Source organism: Rhizobium sp. CC1099, assembly GCF_029714385.1.
In the GTDB taxonomy this organism is placed as follows: Bacteria; Pseudomonadota; Alphaproteobacteria; order Rhizobiales; family Rhizobiaceae; genus Rhizobium.
In genome coordinates, this window is the sequence record NZ_CP121641.1 from 1,062,532 (window position 1) to 1,078,363 (window position 15,832).

The following is a 15,832-nucleotide window of genomic DNA, read 5'->3' on the forward strand; positions in this document are numbered from 1 at the left end:
CGATCAGAACAGCCGTTCGCGGACATAGATCGTGTCGCCGGCGATGATTGAGGACGAAATGTTGACGCGTCCGGTCAGCACCTGGCCGTTGATCTTGCGGGTGACGTCGACCGTGCCCTGATTGGCGCGGGAGGTGAAGCCGCCGGCAACGGCGATCGCGTTCTGCACCGTCATGCCCGGTACATAGGAATACTGGCCGGGCTGACCGACTTCACCCATGATGAAGATGGAACGGTAGCGGTCGACATCGATCGTCACATCGGGATCGCGCAGATAACCCTGCTGCAACTTCTGGGCGATCTGGCCGGAAAGCTGCTGCAGCGTGCGTCCGCGCGCCGGCACCTGTCCGACGAGCGGGAAGGCGATGTAGCCTGCCTGATCGACCATATAGGTATTGGTCATGCTCGGCTGATCGAAAACGGTGATGCGCAGGCGGTCGCCGCTGTCGAGCGTATAGGGCTGGATCGTTGCCTGATTGAAAGCTCTCGGCGCGGGCTTATAGGTGTTGCAACCGCTCAATGCCGCCGTCATGGCGACAAGGCTCAGAGCCAGAAGCGTCTTGGGCTGGACGAAAAGCATCCGCGTTATGCTCACAGGAAACGAACTCGGTGCTGCCGTTATCGATCCGTTAGGGTTAATGGCTGGTAAAAATACGCCGCATTTTTTGCTTTTTGCCCGGTCACGCTTCGCTTTGCTTATGCCGGGCAACATTAACCCTCGGGTTACTATAGTCGTTTACGCTTCGCGCCATGTTTGTTCTCGGAGTACGAGTATGTCCGGCGTAACGGGTAATCAGGATGTGGACATCGACCTTGGCCAGCTCGCTCGAGCCGTCTGGGCCCGCCGGCTGAAGGTTGTCGCCGTCACGCTGATCGGGGCAGGGGTCGCCTTTGCCGGCGCCAAGATGATCTCGCCGAAATACAGTGCCGAAACGCGTCTGCTGATCGAGCAGCGTGCACCGGCTTTCGCCAACACCCAATCGAACGACGGCAATGCCGGACCGCTGCTCGACGAGTTGAACATTGCGAGCCAGGTTCAGCTTCTGCAGTCCGCCGATATCATCAAGCAGGTCATCAACAGCGAGAAGCTCTATGAGCTGCCTGAATTCGACGATGCCGTCAACGGCTCTGCGCTGAGCGACATCCTTGTGGCGCTCCATATCAAGAAGAACCCGCTTGAAAATCCGCCTGAAGAGCGCGTGATCGATGCGTTCATCGAGCGCCTTCAGGTCTACCAGGTTCCCGGTTCGCGCGTCATCGGCATCACCTTCACGTCGAAGGATCCGAAGATTGCCGCGCGCATTCCGAATGCCATGGCGAATGTCTATCTCGCGACGCAGAGCGGCGCCAAACTCGATACGAACTCGGAGGCCACCCGTTGGCTCGAGCCGGAAATCGAGAACCTTCGCAAGAAGGTAAACGACGCCGAGCAGAAGGTTGCCGAATACCGCGCCAAGCACGGTCTCCTGCCGACGAACGGAGGCAGCAACTTTCCGCAGCAGCAGCTGAACGATATCTCTGTTGAGCTGACCCGCGTACGCGGCGAAAAGGCGAATGCCGAGGCGCGCGCCCAGTCCGTCCGCAACGCGCTCGCCTCCGGTGAGGCGTCGGATACGTTGCCGGACATCATGTCCTCGCAGTCCATGCAGCGGCTGAAGGCCACTGAGTCGGGCCTCCAGTCGCAGATTTCCGATCTCAGCACGTCGCTGCTCAATAACCATCCGAAGTTGAAGAGCCTGCGGGCGCAGCTTGCAGACATCAAGACGCAGATCCGCCAGGAGACGCAAAAGATCCTGGCCAGCGTAGAGGGCGAGGCGAAGGTCGCCGGCCTTCGTACTGCCGAACTCGAGCGCCAGTCCGGCACGTTGCGGGCAAACAGCGCCCAGGCGGGCGAAGACGAGGTCGGCCTCAATGCCCTGCAGCGCGAGGCGAACGCCCAGCGCCAGCTGCTCGAGACCTACCTCGCTCGCTACCGGGAAGCCGCTTCCCGCGCCGACAGCAATTCGAGTCCGGCGGATGCGCGCATCGTCTCGCGCGCCATCGAGCCTGTCGATCCGTACTTCCCGAAGGTCGTGCCGATCGTTGTCGTCGCTGCCGTCGCGACGTTGGTCATGAGCGCGATCGTCATCATGCTCGCGGAACTTTTCAGCGGCCGGGCACTGCGTCCGGTCGACGGCAGCGTCGAGCCGGCTGCGCCGATCGAAGAAAAAACGCAGGCCGCCGCTGCGCCGAAAGCCAAGCGTGACGTCAAGCCCAGCATGCTTTCGGCACCGGTGGAAGAAGAGCCTGCGCAGGAGGCGCCTGCACCTTTGGAAGACGAAAGCGAATTCTCGATCAGCTCTGTCGCCCATTATCTCACGAGCAGCCGGGCAACGCTCGCTGTCGCGATATCGCCGACTGGCGACGATGGTTCCGCGGCGACCGTTTCGCTGGCCCGCGCACTTGCCGACGTCGGTCAGCGCGTGGTTCTGGTCGACATGACCGGCTCCGGCTATCCGACCGAGTTGATGGGCGACGACCCGAATGCGCCGGGCGTCACCGATCTGCTCTGCGGCGCTGCCGCTTTCGGCGAAACGATCCATGGCGACCGTGATTCAGATGCTCATCTGATCCCGCAGGGCATCAGCGACATCCGTCAGGCGATGCGCGGCGCAGACCGGCTTTCGCTGCTGCTCGACGCATTGTCCTCAGCCTATGATCTCGTGATTGTCGAGTGCGGTGCAGCCGATGTTGCCGGCGTCTCCCGCCTGACGCGCAGCAAGGATGTCGAGATCATCCTTTCGATGCCGGACGTGATCGAAGAGGAGTTCGTCGTCGCGATGACGGAATTCGAAAAGGCGGGCTATCAGCGCGTCGTGCTGATGTCCGGCGACGAGACAATTGCGGAGGACCTCCCGCGCCGCGCGGCCTGATCAGACGCCGATCTTTGAACGAGCGCGCTGCGCGAATTTATAGAGGCCGGGCCGAGCCTTGATGTGGGCCTTGCTCCGCGTGATGGCCCGGTGCGCAAGCCCGGCGATCCTTCCCACGAAGGACAGCGGCAGCACTATATCGTGATGATCCGTTTCGATCGGTGCCCAAGAACGTTTGTAGACCTGATCGCCGAGACCGAAATCGAAGAGGGTGACGCCCGTCCCGTGCAATTTGGAAATCATCTGCCAAAAGAGGAATTCGCCCGGGCTTGCATCCGCCGCAATGCTTTCGTTGATCGAACTGAACTGGCAGATCACGTGATCGCCCTTGCGCGAGATACCGGATAGCGCAGCGACATGCCCTTCGTTCTCGCCCTTGAGGCGGATCGCATGCATCTCAAGCCCGAAATCGTCGCCCTCGCGGATATCGATCAGGCCATGGAGAAAGGTCCGCGTTTCGGCGTCCGCAAACACGTCGGGCAGCCCGAGTGCCCTGAAGCGCTCGGCCTTCTGAGCGAAGAACTGGTCAAGAAAGGCGTGCTGCTCGCCGGCCGTCCCGCCAGCGACATAGTCGAAGCCGCCGATGGCTTCGAGCCGTTTCGACTGCACCCGGAACTTCTTCCGGCGGCTCTTGGAGTTCAATTGCCTGAGCGTCGCCTCGAAATTTTCAAGCAGCGGCAGATGATAGGCGTGGTTCTGGTTCTGCACCAATGGCAACAGACCGAGCGGGCTCTTCTGGCCGCGCCATTCCAGCGGGATGTTCTGCAAGAGCAGCAGATCGGCCTTGCCGCGAAGGGCGTGACGAAGGCTCTCGGCGAAGCAGTGCGCATCGAGGTCAACGGCGCGGCGCAGAAAATGCTCCGTGAAAAGTCCGGTATTGATGTTGCTGTGATTGGCGCCGATGAATTTCGCGATCCGCACGCCATGGGAGCGCTCGATTTCGACCGGCAGGATAAAGGCCGTTTCTGGCCCGCAGACGCCCCGCAAAATGGCGAGCGGCCGCCGATAGGCGCCGACCCAGCTATGGCACCAGTCATAGCCCTGATGGAGAGACGTCAGATTGTCGAACTCCAAGGCGCGCCAATCCTTTTCCAGCGGCGCCATTGTGTCGAAGACCGTGACATCGAGTTCCGCGCTCAGCGAGCGAGGGTTCGCAATGCCTTCTTCGACTTTCGCCGCTTCGTCGAGCGGTCGTTGATGGGCATCGAGCTTTTGCGTCTGCACGGGTCTTCTCCGGTCAAGATGGCTTGGCCGGAAGCATAAAGGGCGAGCGCCTTCATTTGGCTTAAATGCAATAGGGCAGACCGTCTTTTCCGCGGATCACGGTTATTCCGGCGTTAACGGCGTTCACTTCTGCCGCGGACCGGCCATCCATTTGATGATCAGCATCGCCGGCAGGACCCAGACAAGGCCCGTCACCGAGAAATAGAGGAGGTGGACCCACCAGGACGATTCCCCAAGTGTCGCGACGGCAATCGTGTTCGCCAAAAGCGCATAAAGAAGCACGAGAACGACGATGAGGATCGTGCCGATGAATTTGCGCAAGCGGATGGGCATGAATTCTCTTTCCGGAGTATGTGGACCCGCGCGACGGCATGCCGCAAAGGTTCGGGGCTTGTTTTGCATGAGCCGTTGGGGCAAATCAACTGCCGGAAAGAAGGAACAATCATGGCCGTCGCGAACTTGACCACGCAACAGACGATCTTGAGCGAGGTCCGCAGGTTGGACCGGAACCGCCGCGCACTGCGCATCTGGCTGGGTATCGTGCTCCTCGCGCTCGTCTGTCTCGTGCTCGTCGGCGGCGCGACGCGTCTTACCAATTCCGGCCTTTCGATCACGGAATGGAAGCCGATCCACGGCGTCATTCCGCCGCTCACTGCCGCTGAATGGGAGGAAGAATTCAAGCTCTACCAGAGCATTCCCGAATTCCAGCAGCTAAACAGCGACATGGCCGTGGAGGATTTCAAGACCATCTTCTGGTGGGAATGGGCGCACCGGCTGATCGCCCGCGGGATCGGCGTCATCTTCGCTCTGCCGCTTGTCTTTTTCTGGCTGACGGGCATGGTCGAACGGCGGCTGCGCTGGCCGCTCGCCGGCATCCTGGCGCTCGGAGGCCTGCAGGGCTTCATCGGCTGGTGGATGGTCTCGTCCGGTCTTTCGGTGCGGACCGACGTCAGCCAGTATCGCCTCGCGGCGCACCTCGTCATGGCCTGTCTGATTTTCGCCGCCTGCATGTGGATCATGCGCGGCCTTTCCCCGCATTCGAACGACGCCGCGCCTACCGAAAGCTCGCGGGCATGGGCGGCGATAATTGCCATTTTCGCGCTCTTCCAGATCTATCTCGGCGCGCTGGTGGCCGGTCTTGATGCCGGCTTCACCTACAATACCTGGCCGCTGATGGACGGCGCGATCATCCCCTCCGATCTTCTCATCCAAAAGCCCGCTTGGATCAATTTCTTCGAAAACCCGAAGACCGTTCAATTCATCCATCGCGCCGGCGCCTACGTGCTCTTCGCGCTCGCTTTCATCAATATGGTGGTTGCGCTCCGCGCAGCTCCCCAAACCACACACGCCCGCCGCGCTGTCGTTCTCTTCGCGCTCGTTACGCTGCAGGCCGCAATCGGCATCGCTACGCTCCTTCTGCAGGTCCCGCTTCATTGGGGTCTTTTACATCAGGCAGGCGCCCTGATCGTCTTGGGCTTCGCCGTCGCCAACTGGCGCGGCTTCTACGGTGAGTTTGCGCACGACACGATGATTGCGGAAAGGGACTGAGCAGGAGGTTGCGTCAGGCGCTTACCGCAAGATCCCGTCGAGCGCTGGCATGCCGATGATGGCGGCCGCGGCGATGAGCAAATAGCAGATCAGCCGGAACGTGCTCTCCTTCGCCAAGCCGAACAGCTTCGAGCCGCCATAGAGGCCGAGCGCATAGCCCGGCAGGATGACGAGCGTCAGAGCAAAGACGGCCTGCACGAAAAGCCCTCCGGCATAATAGCTGATTGCGCTGAAGCAGGTGGAGATCGAGAAGTAGAGGATGACATTTGCCCGGACGCGGGTAAACTCGCTCTTGCCGCCGAGCCAATAGGCAACGACCGGCGGGCCGCCAAGCTGTGCCGCGCCGCTGAAAAGACCGGCGATAAGGCCGACCCCGGCACTGAGCGGCGCGCGCGGCTCGCCGTGATGGCGCCAGCCTGACACGAGGAGCGCCAGCAGCGATATAGCCACGGCGGTGATGATCCAGCGCAGCGTCAAGGTATCCATCAGCGCAAGTGCAACTGTGCCCGCGGGAACGCCGAGAGCCGCGCCGATCGCCATCGCGAAGACTTCACGCCGGTTGGCGCTGCGCCAGGCAGGCGGGATCATCCCAAGTGTCGCAAGCCCGTCGATGAGAAGCAAAACGGGAGAAATCAGCTTCGGGCCGACAATCGCGCCGCCAAGCGGAATGAAGATCAGCGCCGCCCCGAAGCCCGAAAAGCCGCGCGCGAGCCCGGCAATGAAGGCAAAGAAGATTAGCGCATAGATGCCGTGATCCGGCAGCGCAGCGGAAAACCATTCAGCAACGCCGGCCGAAAGCGTATCGATCGGCATGTCCTTGGGGCTCCGGAAGGTTTACGAGGCGAGCATCAGGTCCATGTTTTGGACGGCCGCCCCCGAGGCGCCCTTGCCAAGATTGTCGAGCAGAGCGACGAGGTTGACCTGACTGGAGCCCGGCGTGCCGAACACGAAGAGCTTCATCGTGTCCTTCCCGGCAAGCTCCACGGCATCGATACGGGCAAGTGTACGACTCTCCTCGAGCGGAACGACCGTGACGATATCCTGACCGGCATAATGCGCTGTCAGGGCCGCATGGATGCTTTCGAGCGTCGCATCGCCCGAGAGATCGTCGAGATGCAGCGGCACCTGGACGATCATGCCCTGCGCGAACTTGCCGACCGAAGGCGAGAAGATTGGCGCTCGGTCGAGCAGGCCATGGATTTTCATCTCCGGCACATGCTTGTGTGTCAGCGGCAGGCCATAGAGGAAATGCGGCGCGGTGATTGCATCGTCGCGGCTCTGGTCTTCGATCTGCGCGATCATCTGCTTGCCGCCGCCGGTATAGCCGGAGACCGCATTGACGGTGACTGGATAGCCGTCCGGCAGAATGCCTGCAGCGCGCAACGGCCGGATGAGGCCGATGGCGCCCGTCGGGTAGCAGCCGGGGTTGGCGACAAAACGGGCGGCCCTGATCTTTTCGGCCTGCTCCTTGTCCATTTCGGCAAAGCCGTAAGCCCAGCCGGGATTGACGCGGAAGGCGGTCGACGTGTCGATAACGCGCACATTGTTGTTCGCCGAAACCATCTGGACGGCTGCCTTCGACGCGTCGTCGGGCAGGCAGAGGATGGCGATATCGGCGCTGTTCAGCATGTCCTCGCGCATCGCGGCATTGCGGCGTTCAGCCTCCGGAATGGACAGAAGCTCGACATCGCGGCGGCCGGCCATGCGCGTGCGGATCTGCAGACCCGTTGTGCCGTGTTCGCCATCGATGAAGATTTTCGGTGCCATGATAATCCTGCGCTTTCAATGAGTTCGGATTGCTTGCGGAATCAGTGTGCCATGAAGTTGAATCAGTTTGATAACGGCCTAGCGTGCCGCTGCGTGCCTCTCGGCGCGGAGCCCCAGCATATACATCGCGACCGTCGCCCCTGCAATGGCGGTGATATCGGCGTGATCATAAGGCGGCGAGACCTCGACCACGTCTGCGCCGCGGATATCGAGCTGCTGCAGGCGCTGCAGGACCGAAAGGATCTTGGCGCTCGACGGCCCGCCCGCTACTGGCGTGCCGGTGCCTGGCGTATAGGCCGGATCGAGGCAGTCGATATCGAAGGTCAGATAGGCCGGAGCGTCCTTGGTGTGCGAGACGATTGCCGAGGCGATCTCAGCGGCATTCATTTCTTCGACCTGATGGCCGTAGAGGATGCGAATGCCGAAATCCTCCGGCGCGTGGGTGCGGATACCGATCTGGATGGAGCGGTCCGGGTCGATGATGCCGTCGCGGGCCGCGCGTGCGACGAAGGAGCCGTGATCGATCCGCCGGTTATCGTCGAGCCAGGTATCTTGATGCGCGTCGAACTGCACCAGCGCCAGCGGACCGTGCCTGGCCGCATGCGCCTTGAGGATCGGCCATGTGACATAGTGGTCGCCGCCTAGCGTGAGCAGGAAGGCGCCGCTGTCAAGAATCGTATTCGCCTGCCGCTCGATCGCCGCCGGCGTCTCCTGGTGATTGCCGTAGTCAAGCAGGCAGTCGCCGTAGTCGATGACCGCCATTTCGGCGAAGAGATCGCGATTGAAGGGATATTGCGGATCGTTGTCGAAGATCGCCGAGGCGCGACGGATCGCCTGCGGCCCGAAGCGCGTTCCTGGCCGGTTGGAGGTTGCCGCATCGAAGGGAATACCCCAGACGACGACGTCGGCGCCTGTCAGAACCTTGGTGAACCGACGCCGCATGAAGGAGAGCGCTCCGGCGAAGGTTGGGTCAGTGGCCGACGATGTGAGGCTGGTCGCCATAAAGGCGTGATCGATCGACTTCTCTGCCATGGCGTCCCTTCATCACATGTTGGCGGGACGTTGGACAATCACGGCCGACAAGGCAAGCCCCGAACGAAACGAAATTCCTGTCGCTCAGGACGCCTTGGCTTCGAATGCCGGCGGAAAGTCGCCGAGAGCCTTGGCCTCGTTGATGCGGGCACCGATATCTTCCTCGATGATCGACTCCAACTGCGAAAAGCTGTCGATCACGTAGTAAATCGGCTGGACGATATCGATCCGGTAGGGCGTTCTCAGCGCTGTCATCAGGTCGAAAGGCCGGAATTCGCATGCCTTGCCTTCCATTGCCGCCCGCGTCTCGTTGGGCGAGGAGACGATGCCGGCGCCGAAGCAGCGGCGTCCCTGCGGCGTGTTGATGAGGCCGAATTCCACAGTGAACCAGAAAATCCGAAACAGATGCCAGGAATACCCCTTGCCGAGGCCGACGGCCTTCTCGCCGAAGCGGCGGACGAAATTGGCGTAGCTCTGGTTGGTCAGCAGCGGACAATGGCCGAAGACCTCGTGGAAGATATCCGGCTCTTCGATATAATCGATATGCTCGCGGCGCCGGATGAACGTCGCCAGCGGAAACTTGCCCTGCGACAGCAATTCATAGAAGCGCGACGGCGGGATGAGGGCTGGGACGCCTTCCACGCCGAAGCCGGTGGTTTCGTTAAGACGCCGATTGACGTCGCGAAGCTGCGGAACCTTTTGCGGCTTCAGCCCGAGGGTCTTCACGCCGTCCAGATATTCCCGGCAGGCCTTGTCGGCGAGCAGCGTCATCTGGCGCTGATAGAGCTCGCTCCAGATTTGGTCTTCTTCAGCGGTGTAGTGATAGATGCCGTTCGCATCCGGCAGGTTCGCCGTGTAGGTGCTTTCCTTGGTCATGAGCGGCCTCCCGTCCTCTGATCCAATGAGCCGGGCGATTTCGACCTCCGGCTGTCATGTCACCATTATATCCCTGGGAATGCGGGTAAACATTTCAGCATTGCCGGATTATGGTTGGAAAATGGGAGAATAATCCGTGAGGAGGGGAAAGAATGAAAGAAAATTTGAAGGCGGCCCGCAAGCTCCTGCAGCTTGTGCAGGCCGGCAGCACTCTGTCGCTCGCCGAGCTGGCGGAAAAGGCCGGCATGTCGCAAAGCACCGCCTGGCGCAAGATGCAGGAACTCGAGACGGAAGGCGTCATTCGCAAGCGTGTGGCGCTCCTCGATCCGGCAAAGCTCGATCTCAAGCTCTGCATCATCGCCCATGTAACGTTGGAGGACCACCACGAAGAGGCGATCGAAGCCTTTGCCGCCGCAGTGCGCGACCGGCCCGAGATCATGGAATGCTATGCGCTATCGGGGACGTTCGACTATATGCTGAAGATCAGGGCGCGCGACGTCGAAGCCTACGAGGCCTTCATGACACGCTACCTGATGCGCAATCCACATGTGCGCAATGTGGTTTCGAGCTTCGTCCTGCGCGAACTGAAGTCGACGACAGAGCTGCCTATCTGAGGGCCGGTTGCGAGCGGTGGCAAAAGAAAAGGCCGGGAAAGACCCGGCCTTTGCAAAATCCGTATTCTGGAGCGATTAGCGCTTCGAGAACTGGAACGAACGGCGGGCCTTGGCCTTGCCGTATTTCTTACGCTCGACGACGCGGCTGTCGCGGGTCAGGAAGCCGCCCTTCTTGAGCACACCGCGAAGGCCCGGCTCGAAGTAGGTGAGGGCCTTCGAGAGACCGTGACGAACGGCACCGGCCTGGCCGGAAAGACCGCCGCCTGCAACCGTTGCAACGATGTCGAACTGGCCGTCGCGGGCTGCAGCGACGATCGGCTGGCGCAGGATCATCTGCAGGACCGGACGGGCGAAGTATGCCGTGAAGTCCTTGCCGTTGACGGTGATCTTGCCGGAGCCGGCCTTGAGCCAAACACGGGCTACGGCATCCTTACGCTTGCCGGTCGCATAGGAGCGGCCAAGCGAGTCGACCTTGCGGACGTGAACCGGAGCAGCTGCTTCCGACGACGTGCCGAGGTCCTTCAGGGAAGAGAGGTCAGCCATTATCAGGCGCTCCTTACGTTCTTCTTGTTCAGCTTGGCGACGTCGAGGACGGTCGGCTGCTGTGCTTCATGGGGATGGTTGGAACCGGAGTAGACGCGGAGGTTCTTCATCTGGCGACGGCCGAGCGGACCACGCGGGACCATGCGCTCAACGGCCTTCTCGAGGACGCGCTCCGGGAAGCGGCCTTCGATGATCTGGCGAGCGGTGCGCTCCTTGATGCCGCCGGCATAACCGGTGTGCCAGTAGTAGACCTTGTCGGAATACTTCTTGCCGGTGAAAACGACCTTGTCGGCATTGATGACGATAACGTTGTCGCCGTCGTCAACGTGAGGCGTGAAGGTTGCCTTGTGCTTGCCGCGCAGACGCATGGCGATGAGGGAAGCGAGGCGGCCAACGACAAGCCCTTCGGCGTCGATGATCACCCACTTCTTCTCCACCTCTGCAGGCTTCTGGGAGAAGGTTGCCATAGTAATTCTCTCTTTTGGATCCCTGAACCCGAGGGCCAAGGGCGTTTCTTGTTGCTTGGTTTGACGCACCCGAAAGCGCGCCAAAAAGAAAGCAGCCCGGAAAGGCTGCGTTTCTGGCGCGGTTTATAGAGGGAAAGGCCTTAACGGTCAATATCACCTGTCTGCGCCACCGTAAAAAATACCAAACAAAATCAATATGTTAATTATGTGGTAATATGATACCGTAATTTTATCGCGGTGGAATCGAATAAGTTGCCGTCGCATGGGCCACCAGCTCGGCCGGATTTTCCTGAAAGATGGCGGCGTCGATAACGGCGAGCCGCTTTCCGAGCTTGAGGATCCGGCAGGTGCAGGTTGTCGGCTGCGGCTTCGGCAGGCGCAGGAAATTGATGTTGAGGCTGGTCGTGACGGCAAGTGCGACCGGGCCGATATGGGCAAGCACCGCTGCATAGGCGGTGACGTCCGCCAGCGTGAAGAGGGCAGGACCGGACACGGTGCCGCCAGGGCGCAGATGCCTTTTTGACGGATCGAACCGCGTCGAGACACTGCCGGGCGTAATATCCGTCACGGTAAAGACGCGCCCGTCCGTGTGGATCTGCGGGAAATCGGTCTCCAGAAACTGGTGGACCTCCTCGATCGTCATGACCGGCTGCATCGCTTCTCCTCGAAATTGCCGATAGCTTGTGACAGAACTGTTAGCACGAAATCGCAATGTAAGGAGATGGCATGAAAGAGGCCGCGCCCGCTGAGAGAACGGATCACTGAGATGCAGGTGATGATCGAGGGACAGTCACGCTTCGAGCCTTTCGGCTTACCTTATTGGGGTTCGCAAGATCTCAATAAAGGAGTTGGAAGCATGACTGCCTCTTATAATTACCATATCGGCGTCGACTACCACAAATCCTATAGCCACTTGGTGGTGCAGGACAGCAGCGGCAAGACGCTGAGATCCGGCCGGGTGAAGAACGACCGCCAGTCTCTGGGTGGGTTTTTGGAACGCTACCGGGAGAATTCGCATGCGGTTGTCGAGGCGACCCGCAACTGGATGGTGATCTACGACTGGCTCGACGACATTTGTGATGATGTCGTTCTCGCCCATCCCTGGAAGGTCAAGGCGATTGCCGACGCCAAGATCAAGACCGACAAGATCGATGCGACGGTGCTGGCGCATCTGCTCAGAGCCGACCTGGTGCCGGAGGCCTGGGCTCCTGGAGAACGCGCCCGAGAACTGCGCGTCGCCCTTCGTGAGCGGATGTTTTACGTGCGGCTGCGCACGATGACGAAGAACCGTATCGTCACGGTGTTTGATCGTTATCCGGAGCAGACGGCGCAGCTGAAGAAGCTCGGCGACCTGTTCGGCAAGGCCGGCCGCGCCCAATTGGCTCAAGTGAAGGTGTCAGAGATCGACCGCATCCAGATCGATCGTGGCCTCGATTTCATCGGCGACATCGATGTGCGGATCAAGCAGTCGGAGGCGACGATCCGGGCGATGACCAAGGCCAATGCCAATGTGAAGCTGTTGAAGACGATCCCCGGCATCGGTGAGTTCTTCGCCCGGCTGATCGATGCAGAGATCGACGACATAGCGCGGTTCCGCAACCCGAAGAAACTGGCCGCCTATGCCGGACTGGTGCCGTCGACCTATTCCTCCGGCGGCAAGACCTTTCACGGCAAGATCATCAAGCAGGGCAACAAGTGGCTGCGCTGGGCTTTCGTCGAGGCGGTGGCTCCGGCCATCGCCAGCGATGCGCAGCTTCGCGCCCAATACGAGCATCTGAAGTTCAGAGGAGTAAACAAGGCGCGCGTTGCCATTGCGCGCAAACTTTTGACGATCGCCTTCCAGATCCTGCGTGACCAGCGCGCCTATGAGCGGCGCGGCGAAAGCACCATGGAAGGCGTGCTGACGATATCCCGGTTGTCCTGATGGTCTACTAGCGAGCCCGGTCAAGTCCCGGGTTGCGCTCCTTAAGGAGGAGAATGGGAAACCGGGAGCCGAACGTCACTCTGTGACCGAAGCTAACGCATCAGGTCACGCATTGGAGATTGGTTCGAGAACCGAAGGACGGCAACAACAACCTGTCCAGCGAAAGAAAGAGATTTAGCCGATCGGCAAAAAAGCTGATCAAACCATAACCGAACCCAAGGAAAAGCCGCCAGTTAAAGGCGTTTTGCCCCTTGTGTTCTTTCATTGGAGTTAGACCATGGCCGAAGTCGTATCCTTCCGGAAGGGCGCAAACGAGGATGGGAGTGTCCTCGTTACCCGCTCGCTTGCCGATGGCGTGCTGCGGCTCACGCTCAACAACCCGCCGGCGAACGTGCTTTCGATCGCGGTGATGGAACTGTTGATGGGCGAGCTTCAGAAAGCCGCTGAAGACGGCGAAGTCCGCGTAGTGGTCATCGCCTCGACCGGCGATGTGTTCTCTGCGGGGCACGATCTCAAGGAGATGACGGAGCATCGTGCCGATGCCGATGGCGGGGTGGCCTTCTTCGAGGAGACATTTGCGCTTGCAGCCGATCTCATGCTGGAGATCACCCGCCTGCCGAAACCGGTGATCGCGCAGATCGACGGCCTTGCGACCGCAGCCGGCTGCCAGCTCGTCGTCTCCTGCGACCTTGCGATCTGTACCGACACCGCGACCTTCTGCACACCTGGCGTCAATATCGGGCTGTTCTGCTCGACGCCAATGGTCGCCGTTACGCGCGCCGCGCACCGGAAGCAGGCGATGGAAATGCTGCTGACCGGCGAAACGATCGATGCTTCGACCGCCAAGGACTTCGGCCTCGTCAACCGGATCGTACCCAAGCAGTATCTGACGCAGGTCGTGAGCAAATACGCTTCCGTCATCGCTTCGAAATCACCCTTGACGCTGAAGATCGGCAAGGAGGCCTTCTACCGCCAGCTTGAAATGCCGACAGAAGAGGCATACAGCCATGCGGCCCAGGTGATGGTCGACAACATGCTGACTGCAGACGCGGAAGAGGGCATCGGCGCGTTTCTTGCAAAACGGGTGCCGAGTTGGACCGGCGAGTAGCGCGCTCGACATTCTGCGGGACGAGCAGACAAGGCCAAAAGGCGAGTCGTGCTCATCGTGAACCTCGCGGGATACCCCGGCGTTCAGGCCGGGGAGGAACGCCAGAGCGGCCTTGGGCCGCTTCCCGCTGGGATTTGACATATTCGGCGATCACCGAGAGCGGTGCGCCGCCACAGCTTGCCGCAAAGTAGGACGGCGACCACAAAACGCCGTTGTGGTAGCGCCCGGTGATTTCCGGGCGGCTCTCGCGCCGACGTCGGCTGGATACGCCTTTGCGGCTGTTGACCAGCTTCGACAGGGCGATCTTCGGAGGGTAATGCACCCGCAGGTGAACATGATCGTCCTCGCCGTCGCATTCGATCAATTCGGCCTCGAAGTCGCGACACAGCTTGGCGAAGATGCGCCGCAGGTGGCGGATTGCCGGTTCTGACAGAACGTCACGGCGGTATTTCGTGACAAAGACCAAATGACCATGGAGCATGTCGACGACATGCCTGCCGGTGCGATCCACGGTTGCGCTCCTTGGAGCAATTGATAGAATCGTAACATGATCCACCGCGCTTTCCGCTACAAGCTCGCTCCGACCGCCGAACAGGAAATCCTGTTGCGGCAGTTCGCGGGTGTTGTGCGGCTGGTCTATAATCTGGCGCTGGAGCAGCGCAGGGACTGGTGGCGGCATTACCGGCGGCAGACCGGGAACCGCTTGAACGACATCGCCCAGGCGCGGGAATTGACCGCACTGCGGGCCGCGTTCGACTGGATTGCCGCCGTGCATGTGACGCCCCAGCAGCAGGCCCTGCGCGATCTGGATAAGGCGTATGCCAACTTCTTCGCCGGGCGCGCAGGATATCCCGCGCGCCGCAAGAAGGGCGTGAACGGCGCCTTCCGCTTTCAGGGGCGGGAGATCGAGGTCAAGCGCCTGAACGGCAAGTGGTCCGCCGCGCGCCTTCCCAAGATCGGCTGGGTGAAGTTCCGCGACACGCGGCGCCTGCGTGGCAAGACCATGAATGTGACGGTGAGCCTGGCGGCGAACGGCTGGCACATCGCCTTCGCCTGCGAAATCGACCATGCCGTCCCGCAAAACGATTTGCCCGCCGTGGGGATCGACCGGGGCGTGGCGAACACGCTGACGCTTTCGACCGGGGAGCATTGGTGGATGCCTGCCGGCCTTGCGGAGATCGAGCGCAGGAAGCGCCGGGCCCAGCGCGTTCTGGCGCGGCGCAAGCGCGGGTCGCGTCGCCACGCGAAGGCCCGCCGCCGGGTTGCAGCCTTGCAGGCCCGTGCTGCCCGCATCCGGCAGGATTGGCGGCACAAGGCCAGTCTTGATATCGCCCGTCGCTTCGCAACGGTCGTGCTGGAAGACCTCGCCACGCGCAACATGACGCGCAGCGCCAGGGGAACCGTGGACGCGCCCGCAACCAACGTCTGCCAGAAGGCGGGCCTGAACCGGGCGATCCTCGAACAAGGCTGGCACGGCTTTGAAACCGTGTTGGCCTACAAGCTCGAAGAACGGGGCGGATACCTGTGCAAGGTCGATCCCCGCCACACCTCGCAGACCTGTTCGGCCTGCGCAGCCGTGGACAGGGAAAGCCGCGAAAGCCAAGCGTCTTTCCGCTGTTGCCAATGCGGCTTGCGCGCCCATGCCGACCACAATGCTGCAATCAACATCCTGCGTCGGAACACGGCGTCTATGATCGTGGAGGAAGGGCAGCGGCTCTCCGTTGAAGCGATAACGATCGGCGGAGCTTCGCGCCCCCTCGGAAATCCCCCGCTTTCAAGCGGGGGAAGATGTTAATATGCGAAATCGCTCGACGATTT

Annotated in this window: 17 protein-coding genes; 6 read left to right on the top strand and 11 right to left on the bottom strand. The window is 61.0% G+C overall.

All coding sequences use genetic code 11. From position 1 onward, the window contains the following. Nucleotides 1-3: 3 nt before the first annotated feature. Nucleotides 4-579, bottom strand: coding sequence for a polysaccharide biosynthesis/export family protein (locus QA644_RS05320; protein ID WP_022714777.1), 576 nt, complete (start codon nt 577-579; stop codon nt 4-6). A gap of 193 nt (nt 580-772) precedes the next feature. Between QA644_RS05320 and QA644_RS05325 the strand changes: the two genes are divergently transcribed. After that, complete coding sequence (locus tag QA644_RS05325; protein ID WP_283071377.1) at nt 773-2,911, top strand: Wzz/FepE/Etk N-terminal domain-containing protein; 2,139 nt, start codon at nt 773-775, stop codon at nt 2,909-2,911. Here QA644_RS05325 and QA644_RS05330 read toward each other — a convergent pair whose 3' ends face one another. Together QA644_RS05330 and QA644_RS05335 are read right to left on the bottom strand one after the other, a co-directional pair. Next, on the bottom strand, nt 2,912-4,135 hold the full coding sequence (locus QA644_RS05330; protein ID WP_283071378.1) for a GNAT family N-acetyltransferase: 1,224 nt from the start codon (nt 4,133-4,135) through the stop codon (nt 2,912-2,914). It abuts the gene before it with no gap. A gap of 123 nt (nt 4,136-4,258) precedes the next feature. Next, nucleotides 4,259-4,468 (bottom strand): DUF2842 domain-containing protein, encoded by a 210-nt coding sequence (locus tag QA644_RS05335; RefSeq protein ID WP_074067363.1) that lies wholly within the window; start codon nt 4,466-4,468, stop codon nt 4,259-4,261. A 111-nt stretch (nt 4,469-4,579) separates the two neighbouring features. On the opposite strand from QA644_RS05335, the gene QA644_RS05340 reads away from it, so the two are divergent. Further along, entirely contained in the window at nt 4,580-5,683 is a 1,104-nt protein-coding gene (locus QA644_RS05340; protein WP_283071380.1) for a COX15/CtaA family protein, read from the top strand. A gap of 21 nt (nt 5,684-5,704) precedes the next feature. Here QA644_RS05340 and QA644_RS05345 read toward each other — a convergent pair whose 3' ends face one another. From QA644_RS05345 to QA644_RS05360, 4 genes are all read right to left on the bottom strand, one after another. After that, nucleotides 5,705-6,496, bottom strand: a complete 792-nt coding sequence (locus QA644_RS05345) for a sulfite exporter TauE/SafE family protein (RefSeq protein WP_074067368.1) — start codon at nt 6,494-6,496, stop codon at nt 5,705-5,707. Between the two features lie 21 nt (nt 6,497-6,517). Further along, the gene (gene argC / locus QA644_RS05350) at nt 6,518-7,450 is read right to left on the bottom strand and encodes an N-acetyl-gamma-glutamyl-phosphate reductase (protein ID WP_283071383.1); all 933 of its coding nucleotides are present in this window, start codon (nt 7,448-7,450) and stop codon (nt 6,518-6,520) included. Nucleotides 7,451-7,528: 78 nt separating this feature from the next. Further along, a complete protein-coding gene (speB, locus tag QA644_RS05355) occupies nt 7,529-8,482 on the bottom strand; it encodes an agmatinase (protein WP_283071384.1) in 954 nt (317 codons plus the stop codon). Between the two features lie 84 nt (nt 8,483-8,566). Next, on the bottom strand, nt 8,567-9,358 hold the full coding sequence (locus QA644_RS05360; RefSeq protein WP_194729391.1) for a phenylalanine 4-monooxygenase: 792 nt from the start codon (nt 9,356-9,358) through the stop codon (nt 8,567-8,569). A 152-nt stretch (nt 9,359-9,510) separates the two neighbouring features. Between QA644_RS05360 and QA644_RS05365 the strand changes: the two genes are divergently transcribed. Then, nucleotides 9,511-9,972, top strand: a complete 462-nt coding sequence (locus tag QA644_RS05365; RefSeq protein ID WP_074067377.1) for an Lrp/AsnC family transcriptional regulator — start codon at nt 9,511-9,513, stop codon at nt 9,970-9,972. Between the two features lie 75 nt (nt 9,973-10,047). Here QA644_RS05365 and rpsI read toward each other — a convergent pair whose 3' ends face one another. From rpsI to QA644_RS05380, 3 genes are all read right to left on the bottom strand, one after another. Next, nucleotides 10,048-10,515 (bottom strand): 30S ribosomal protein S9, encoded by a 468-nt coding sequence (rpsI, locus tag QA644_RS05370; RefSeq protein WP_022714787.1) that lies wholly within the window; start codon nt 10,513-10,515, stop codon nt 10,048-10,050. A 2-nt stretch (nt 10,516-10,517) separates the two neighbouring features. Further along, on the bottom strand, nt 10,518-10,982 hold the full coding sequence (gene rplM / locus QA644_RS05375) for a 50S ribosomal protein L13 (protein WP_022714788.1): 465 nt from the start codon (nt 10,980-10,982) through the stop codon (nt 10,518-10,520). 229 nt (nt 10,983-11,211) lie between these two features. Further along, the gene (locus QA644_RS05380) at nt 11,212-11,637 is read right to left on the bottom strand and encodes a PaaI family thioesterase (protein ID WP_039844541.1); all 426 of its coding nucleotides are present in this window, start codon (nt 11,635-11,637) and stop codon (nt 11,212-11,214) included. A 201-nt stretch (nt 11,638-11,838) separates the two neighbouring features. On the opposite strand from QA644_RS05380, the gene QA644_RS05385 reads away from it, so the two are divergent. Both QA644_RS05385 and QA644_RS05390 read left to right on the top strand, forming a co-directional pair. Then, a complete protein-coding gene (locus QA644_RS05385) occupies nt 11,839-12,906 on the top strand; it encodes an IS110 family transposase (RefSeq protein WP_283071386.1) in 1,068 nt (355 codons plus the stop codon). A gap of 277 nt (nt 12,907-13,183) precedes the next feature. After that, complete coding sequence (locus QA644_RS05390; RefSeq protein ID WP_074067380.1) at nt 13,184-14,014, top strand: enoyl-CoA hydratase; 831 nt, start codon at nt 13,184-13,186, stop codon at nt 14,012-14,014. Nucleotides 14,015-14,066: 52 nt separating this feature from the next. Here the strand turns inward: QA644_RS05390 and tnpA are convergent, their stop codons facing one another. After that, entirely contained in the window at nt 14,067-14,495 is a 429-nt protein-coding gene (tnpA, locus tag QA644_RS05395) for an IS200/IS605 family transposase (protein WP_283072456.1), read from the bottom strand. Between the two features lie 66 nt (nt 14,496-14,561). Here tnpA and QA644_RS05400 point away from each other — a divergent pair, with 66 nt between their 5' ends. Next, a complete protein-coding gene (locus QA644_RS05400) occupies nt 14,562-15,809 on the top strand; it encodes a transposase (protein ID WP_283071388.1) in 1,248 nt (415 codons plus the stop codon). Nucleotides 15,810-15,832: the final 23 nt, after the last annotated feature.